Consider the following 7,012-nt stretch of genomic DNA (forward strand, 5'->3'; position numbering starts at 1 on the left):
GCGGCCCAGCACCGCCTTGCCCACCCACGGCGCCAGGGCGTCGAGCACCAGCAGCAAGCGCCCCTGGAGGAACGCCGGCACCGACGTGCGACCCGGCCGCTTCGCCAGCCGCACCACCGCGCGCGCCGAAGCGGCCCAGCACCGCCTTGCCCACCCACGGCGCCAGGGCGTCGAGCACCAGCAGCAAGCGCCCCTGGAGGAACGCCGGCACCGACGTGCGACCCGGCCGCTTCGCCAGCCGCACCACCGCGCGCGCCGAAGCGGCCCAGCACCGCCTTGCCCACCCACGGCGCCAGGGCGTCGAGCACCAGCAGCAAGCGCCCCTGGAGGAACGCCGGCACCGACGTGCGACCCGGCCGCTTCGCCAGCCGCACCACCGCGCGCGCCGAAGCGGCCCAGCACCGCCTTGCCCACCCACGGCGCCAGGGCGTCGAGCACCAGCAGCAAGCGCCCCTGGAGGAACGCCGGCACCGACGTGCGACCCGGCCGCTTCGCCAGCCGCACCACCGCGCGCGCCGAAGCGGCCCAGCACCGCCTTGCCCACCCACGGCGCCAGGGCGTCGAGCACCAGCAGCAAGCGCCCCTGGAGGAACGCCGGCACCGACGTGCGACCCGGCCGCTTCGCCAGCCGCACCACCGCGCGCGCCACCAGGTCCACGTCGTACGTGGGCGGCACGGGCACGGGCTTGCGCCCCAGCATCGTCGGCGCGTGGTCGAACATGGGCGTGGACACGGAGGGCACCATCACGTTGGACACGTGGATGCCGGTGCCCTCCAGCTCCAGCTCCAGTGACTTCGCCCATCCCAGCGTCGCGTGCTTCGCGGCCGAGTACGCCGACAACAGCGGCGCGGAGCCCGACGACAGCATGGACTGGATGTTGAGCAGGTGCCCGTGGCCCTGTTCACGGAAGTGCGGCAGCACCGCGCGGGCAAAGCGGAAGTAGCCGAAGCACGTCACGTCGAACACGCGCGTGATGTGCTCCCACGGGAGCTGATCAAAGGCGCCGTAGGACTGCACCGCCGCCGCGTTCACGAGCAGGTCCACGCGGCCGTAGTGCGCCACGCATTCGCGCACCACGCGCTCCACGTCCCCGGCCACCGTCACGTCGCCTTCGGACACCAGGCACTCACCGCCGCGCTGGAGCACCTCCACGCGCAGTTGCTCCAGGGCGAACTGGCGCCGCGCGGTGACGCACAGCCGCACCCCGGCCTCCGCCAGCCGCAGCGCGGACTGCCAGCCCACGCCGCTCGACGCGCCGGTGACGATGGCGACCTGTCCCCTCAAGCCCTCGTGATGTGCCATGCGCGTTCGCTCCTCCCCCCAACAGGTGGGCCTTCCGGCCCCGGGCGGCACGGCGAAGCGTCCGAAAACCTCCCGACAGCGCTCCCTCGTCCGGTCGCCCTGCGTGCCAGGGGCAGGGCGTGTCCCGCGCTGTCCCTCCAGTGCACCCACCGGAAGGCCGCCCCACCCTATGGGGCAGGAGCACGAGGACCCGAACCCCCAGGAGCACGCCATGCCAGAGCACAGCCCCAGCGCCGTCACGGACGAATCGCCCCAGCGGCTGGTGTCGCGGGCCATCGACCAGAGCCGGAGGCTGGCGCAGGCGGAGGTGGAGCTGGCCAAGGAGGAGCTGCGCCGCGACGCACGCCAGACACTGAAGGCGGCGGTCCTGCTGGGCAGCGGGGCCCTGCTCGTCCTGGGGGGCACGCTGTCGCTGGCGGTGTCGCTGGGCCTGCTGACGTCCACCCGCGGCCCCGTGCTGGCGCTGGGCCTGGGCGGCGCGGGGGCGGTGCTGGGATGGCAGGGCGCGCGACGGCTGCCCGGGCAACCGTGGCCAACGCCCGTCCGGAACCTGCGCCGGGACCTGGACGCGCTTCGCCCCTCCCTCTCCTGAAGCCTTCACCCACGCTCCACGAAAGGACCGTCCATGATCCGCTGGAACCGCAGCCTGCCCTTCGCGCGCCCCGAACGCGGCGCGCTGTTGAAGGACATCCTCATTGGCGCCGTGGGAGGGGCCCTGGGCACCTTCGCGATGAACCAGGCGCAGGCGCTGATGGCGAAGCTCGGCGAGTCGAAGCAACAGGACGCCTCACCCCAGCAGGAGCCCGCCACGGAGAAGGCGGCGCGCAAGCTCGCGGAGCCCGTGGGCGTGCACCTGGAGGGCGAACAGAAGAAGCGCGCGGGCAACGCCGTGCACTGGAGCTACGGCACGCTCTGGGGCGCCATCCACGGCGCGATGCATGAGCGTGTGCCGCTGGCGGGGAGGCTGTTCGGCGTGGGCTTCGGCCTGGGCCTCTTCCTCTTCGGTGACGAGCTGGCCGTGCCCGTGCTGGGCCTGGCCCCGCCGCCTCAAAAGGTGCCGGTGAAGACGCACCTGAGCGCGCTCGCCGCGCACCTCGTCTACGGCACCGCCGCGGAAGGCACCTACCGGGTCGTGCGACGCGCCCTGAGCTGAAGCCCTGCTTCAGCTCCAGGAGATGTCGTAGACGGCTTCCATGATGGACCGCGCGTGGCCCTTCACCTGCACATCACGCACGCCGGTGACCTCCAGGGCCGCGCGCAGGATGCCCTCGTTGTACGGCACCGGCATCAACGTGCGCATCATGGAGATGCGCCCCGCCGTCGGGCCCACCCACTCCACGGTGCGCTCGCCGAAGTTCAGGGCCAGCCGGTAGCCCGTCTGCATCGACTCCATCAGCCGCTTCGGGTCTCCCCCGGCCTGCTGCACCAGCTCCCGGGCGAACATGGAGTGGAGGAAGTCCAGCATGGCCTGGGTGCCAATCTGGCGCATGGCCGCGTCGAAGTCGCCCACCTGCGGCGCCAGTTGCCAGGCCGCCGCGAAGGCCAGACGCAGGAAGCGGGGAAACGGATAGGCCTGCGTGGAGACGTAGTCCGCCGTCTCCCCCGTCTGCTCCAGGATGCTCGCCACCGCCTTCTCGCCGCCCTGGAAGCGCACCGCGTCCAGAGCCCCCAGGAAGAACATGCCGCGCGATGTGTCTTCGTCGTTGGTGACGCCCAGCCGGGCGGTCAGGTCGCGTGCGATGTCCTCTGGAAGGTCCAGTGTTCCTTGCGGCATCGTTCGTCCTTTGAAAGGCGGAGGGGGAGGCCGCCGGGCTGGACCATTCCACAGGTCAAGCCCTGCCGCGAGTCCCCGCTGTTCAAACGACACATGTTTCAGGACGTGTGAGGTTCTCCCGGACCGGGTTCCGGAGAGGGCAGGAGGCGACCCACCATCTCCAGCAACTGGCTCACCGACACAGGCTTGCGCAGGTAGGCCACCGCTCCATCGGGTTTGAAAGGGCTTCCGGACAGCACGACGATGGGCACACCCTCCAGCATGCGCGCCTGCGCCAGGCGCAGAAGGAAGGACTGTCCATCCAGCACCGGCATCATCAGGTCCAATAGGACCAGGGATGGAGGCGGGTTCGCATGGAGCCATGCCCAAGCGTCCTCGCCATGCACGCACTGCTCGACCCGGTAGCCCTCCATCTCCAGCAGCGTGCTGAGCGCGTCGCGAATGTCTGCTTCGTCCTCGATCAACAGGACGAGCGGGGCACTGTCTGACATATGAGTCTCCCCTCGCTCCGTCACGTTCGAGCCTCCCCGTGACTCCTGGCCTCCGCGATTTCGCCCGACGATATGGGGGTCGTCGGTCGAAAGCGGGAGTGGCATTGGCACCGTGAATCGCGAACGGTGGGCGCCTCCCTTCCGGATTCTCCGGATCCGTTGTTTCCCTCGGGTCCGACTGCCCAAATGTCCGATACACAACGGGATTTCCCCGGGTCGCCGCGTACCGGGGCTTGCGGTTGCGGGGAGGCGTCCCAGGAGCTTTCCTGGGGACGCAATGCCAGACACCGCCCGGCCTCAGTCCACCGGCAACGCGACGCCGTAGCGCTCCAGGTCCTCCGGGGTGTTCACGTTCGCCAACGCGCGCGCATGCGGATCCACGGCGCGCAGCGCGGCCTCGGGCAGCGTCCGGGTCCGGAACCGCGACAGCACCTGACGCAGGGACGGGTCCTCCGCCAGCGCGTCACCCCACCGCGACGCCAGCTCCGCGCGGTACACGGCCAGCAGCGGCTCCCAGCGTCCCTCGCGCTCGAAGCACACCGCGTCCACGTCTTGCGCACGCGCCTCCAGCACCACGCGCGCCACGGCCTGGGTGATGAACGGCATGTCGCACGCCACCGCGAACACCCACGGCGTACACGCCGCGCCCAGCGCCGCGTGCACGCCCCCTGGAGCGCCCTTGCCCACCACCGCGTCCACCACCGTGCGCAGCCCGAAGCGCGCATAGGGCGCCGGTGCATTCGCCACCAGCAGCACGTCCCCGAAAGCGGCGCCGAGCCCCACCAACCGCTCCAGCACCGTGCGCCCCTCCACCCTCAACAGCCCCTTCACCACGCCGCCCAGCCGGCTCCCCTGCCCGCCCGCCAGGATGGCCAGTGTCACGTCGGGAAAGGTCGCGGATCCGTCCATGTCCACGGAACGCTACACAGCTTTCCCTCCGTCCACGCCTGCCTCATTCTCCGGGGAAGCGTGCCACTCCCGGGATTTCGTTTGGCAAGGGAGGGAGGGAGCAGCCGCAATCCGGATCCCCCCCGTGGACAAGCGCAGCCGGCCCGAGCGTAGAGTTCACACTCCGACGCATGCCGCTGACTCCCCTCCCCGCCGCGCGAATGGCCGCGCTCGAAGCCATCGTGCCCGCGGCCCCCTCGCACCTTCCGTTGCTGGAAGCCCACGGGCGGTTCCTCGCCGCCCGCGTGGACGCCGCGCGCGCGCTGCCTGGCTGCGACAACTCCGCCATGGACGGGTGGGCCGTGCGCGCCGAGGAGACGCGGGGCGCCTCGCGCGACCGTCCCGCGCGCCTGCGCATCGTCGACACCGTCTATGCCGGCCACCTGCCCCGGCACGCGCTCCGGCCCGGCGAGGCCGCGCGCGTCTTCACCGGCGCCCCTCTCCCCATGGGCGCTGATGCCGTCGTCCGCCAGGAGGCCGCGCGCCCCTCCGACGACGGCACGCACGTGGAGCTCTTCATCTGCGTCCTGCCCGGCCACGACCTGCGCCGCGCGGGTGAGGAGGTGAGGCCCGGCACCCCGCTGTTCCCCGCGGGGCAGCGCGTGGACGCCACCGTGCTCGGCGTGCTCGCGTCGCTGGGAGAAGCCACCGCCTTCGTGCGTCCCGGGCCGCGCGTGGCCGTCGTCGCCACCGGGGATGAGCTGGTGCCTCCTGGCCAGCCCGCCCTTCCCCACCAGGTCTTCGAGAGCAACCGCATCCTCGTGGCCGCCCTCGCCCGCGAAGCCGGCGCGGACGTCACCCACTTGTCCCGCTCGCGCGACGACGAGTCGGAGCTGCACGCGCAGTTGGAGCGGCTGGCGCCCCAGGTGGACGTGCTCATCACCACCGGGGGCGCGTCCGTGGGAGACCGGGACTGCGTGAAGCGCGTGCTGACGCGGATGGGGGCCCGGTTCCTGGTGGACGGCGTGGCGCTCAAGCCCGGCAAGCCGGTGGCCGTGGCGCGCCTGGGGAACACCGCCGTCGTCGTGCTGCCCGGCAATCCCGGCGCCGCCACCGTCGCGTTTGATCAGTTCGCTCGGCCGCTGCTCTTCAAGCACCAGGGCGTGCTCGAACAGCGCCGCGTCACCCGCGCCCGGCTCTCCGAGGGACGCCACAAGCAGGCGGGGCTCACCTACCTCGTCACGGTCGCGGCGCTCGACATCCGGGAGGACGGTGCCACGCCCTGGGCACGGCTGCGTCCCCAGGGCGCGGGGCAGATCCTCCAGAACGTGGCGGCCCAGGGGTGGGCGGTGCTGCCCTCGGGCCAGGCCGACTTCGCCGAGGGCGAGTCCGTGGACGTGCAGCTCTTCGCGCAGCCGGACTTCCAGGCCGTGGAGGCCGCGTGAAGCCGCTGCCCGCGCTCTGCATCATCGGCTGGTCCGGCTCTGGCAAGACGACGCTGCTGGAGCGTCTGGTGCCGGAGCTGTCCTCGCGGGGCCTGCGCGTGGCGTGCGTGAAGCACTCGTCCGACGCGCATCCGCTCCACCGTGCCGGCAGCGACACGGCGCGCCTCCAGGCCGCGGGTGCGCTGCGCGTGGGCTTCGCCACGCCGGAGGGAACGCAGCTCACCACGGCGGAGGCACTGTCCCCCGAGCACCTCGCTCGCCATGCGGACGCCGTGGACCTGTGGCTCGTGGAGGGCTGGAAGGACGGGCCCCTGCCGAAGCTGGAGGTGTGGCGCGAAGGACTGGGGACGCCGCTCGCGACCTCCCGGCCCGACGTGCTCGCGGTGGTGACGGATGCAGTGTCGCTTCCGCCTGCTCTCGCCTCGCTCCCGCGCCTGTCCACGAACGACGTGCGCGCCGTCGTGGACTTCATCGTCGCGTGGATCCGCGAAGGCGTGGAGCCGCGCGGCTCCCATGTGCTGGACGCTCAGGCTGTGCCTGGCTCCAGGACACCGCGCGCAGTGGATGCACCGCGCGCATCGCCTGCGCAGCACGCCACCCTCCGTGGCATCACCCACCGTCCCGTGCGCCGCTTCGACGGCGAGGTCCTGCGCGCCACCGAGGAGGACCGCATCGCCGTGGAGGAACCGCTGGAGATCCGCGTCAGCGGCGACGCCGTCGCCACCACGATGCGCACCCCCGGCCATGATCGCGAACTCGCCGTGGGCTTCCTCTTCGCCGAGGGCATCCTCCAGGACGTGGACGACCTGGGCAGCCTCTTCCACTGCGGCCACCCCGGCGACGAGGGCTTCGGCAACGTGCTGGAGGTCACCCCCGCCGCCGGCGCCGTGCTCGACCTGGAGCGCGTGGAAGCCACCCGCCGGGGCACCCTCACCACCTCCGCCTGTGGCGTGTGCGGCCGCCGGAACGTGGACGACCTGATGGCCACCGCCGGGAAGGGTCCCGTCCCCGTCGCCGGCTTGAACAGGACGCCCTTCAGCACGTAGTGCACGCCCTCATCCACGGAGTCGTACGTCCAGGTCGCCCCGGTGGTCGAAGCCGGATTGCCGGA

The 7,012-nt window shown here is 72.0% G+C and carries 7 protein-coding genes and 1 pseudogene; 4 read left to right on the top strand and 4 right to left on the bottom strand.

The genetic code is table 11. The features are described from left to right. Positions 1 to 1,303: SDR family NAD(P)-dependent oxidoreductase (locus D7V88_RS44850; protein ID WP_244238592.1), on the bottom strand; the 1,303-nt coding region annotated here is incomplete at its 3' end. A 211-nt stretch (positions 1,304 to 1,514) separates the two neighbouring features. On the opposite strand from D7V88_RS44850, the gene D7V88_RS43310 reads away from it, so the two are divergent. Continuing rightward, positions 1,515 to 1,895, top strand: a complete 381-nt coding sequence (locus D7V88_RS43310) for a phage holin family protein (protein ID WP_158625240.1) — start codon at positions 1,515 to 1,517, stop codon at positions 1,893 to 1,895. Positions 1,896 to 1,928: 33 nt separating this feature from the next. After that, a complete protein-coding gene (locus tag D7V88_RS36970; protein ID WP_120545278.1) occupies positions 1,929 to 2,456 on the top strand; it encodes a DUF1440 domain-containing protein in 528 nt (175 codons plus the stop codon). Between the two features lie 9 nt (positions 2,457 to 2,465). On the opposite strand, the gene D7V88_RS36975 is transcribed toward D7V88_RS36970, so the two are convergent. The 3 genes from D7V88_RS36975 to mobA all read right to left on the bottom strand — a co-directional run bounded on the left by D7V88_RS36975 (position 2,466) and on the right by mobA (position 4,477). Continuing rightward, the gene (locus D7V88_RS36975) at positions 2,466 to 3,077 is read right to left on the bottom strand and encodes a TIGR02265 family protein (RefSeq protein ID WP_120545279.1); all 612 of its coding nucleotides are present in this window, start codon (positions 3,075 to 3,077) and stop codon (positions 2,466 to 2,468) included. 98 nt (positions 3,078 to 3,175) lie between these two features. After that, the gene (locus D7V88_RS36980) at positions 3,176 to 3,568 is read right to left on the bottom strand and encodes a response regulator (RefSeq protein ID WP_158625241.1); all 393 of its coding nucleotides are present in this window, start codon (positions 3,566 to 3,568) and stop codon (positions 3,176 to 3,178) included. 297 nt (positions 3,569 to 3,865) lie between these two features. Continuing rightward, the gene (mobA, locus tag D7V88_RS36985; RefSeq protein WP_120545283.1) at positions 3,866 to 4,477 is read right to left on the bottom strand and encodes a molybdenum cofactor guanylyltransferase; all 612 of its coding nucleotides are present in this window, start codon (positions 4,475 to 4,477) and stop codon (positions 3,866 to 3,868) included. Between the two features lie 170 nt (positions 4,478 to 4,647). Between mobA and D7V88_RS36990 the strand changes: the two genes are divergently transcribed. Further along, a complete protein-coding gene (locus D7V88_RS36990) occupies positions 4,648 to 5,901 on the top strand; it encodes a molybdopterin molybdotransferase MoeA (RefSeq protein WP_120545281.1) in 1,254 nt (417 codons plus the stop codon). Continuing rightward, positions 5,898 to 6,887, top strand: a pseudogene (mobB, locus tag D7V88_RS45590) (molybdopterin-guanine dinucleotide biosynthesis protein B); the annotation flags it as partial. The gene D7V88_RS36990 and the pseudogene mobB, both read left to right, overlap by 4 nt. Positions 6,888 to 7,012: the final 125 nt, after the last annotated feature.

It is taken from the genome of Corallococcus terminator, assembly GCF_003611635.1.
Lineage (GTDB): Bacteria > Myxococcota > Myxococcia > Myxococcales > Myxococcaceae > Corallococcus > Corallococcus terminator.

Excerpts from the sequence above, each read along its gene's own strand:
- D7V88_RS43310 (WP_158625240.1), top strand. The coding sequence starts at position 1,515 with ATGCCAGAGCACAGCCCCAGCGCCGTCACGGACGAATCGCCCCAGCGG.
- D7V88_RS36990 (WP_120545281.1), top strand. The coding sequence starts at position 4,648 with ATGCCGCTGACTCCCCTCCCCGCCGCGCGAATGGCCGCGCTCGAAGCC.
- mobA (WP_120545283.1), bottom strand. The coding sequence starts at position 4,477 with ATGGACGGATCCGCGACCTTTCCCGACGTGACACTGGCCATCCTGGCG.
- D7V88_RS36980 (WP_158625241.1), bottom strand. The coding sequence starts at position 3,568 with ATGTCAGACAGTGCCCCGCTCGTCCTGTTGATCGAGGACGAAGCAGAC.
- D7V88_RS36975 (WP_120545279.1), bottom strand. The coding sequence starts at position 3,077 with ATGCCGCAAGGAACACTGGACCTTCCAGAGGACATCGCACGCGACCTG.
- D7V88_RS36970 (WP_120545278.1), top strand. The coding sequence starts at position 1,929 with ATGATCCGCTGGAACCGCAGCCTGCCCTTCGCGCGCCCCGAACGCGGC.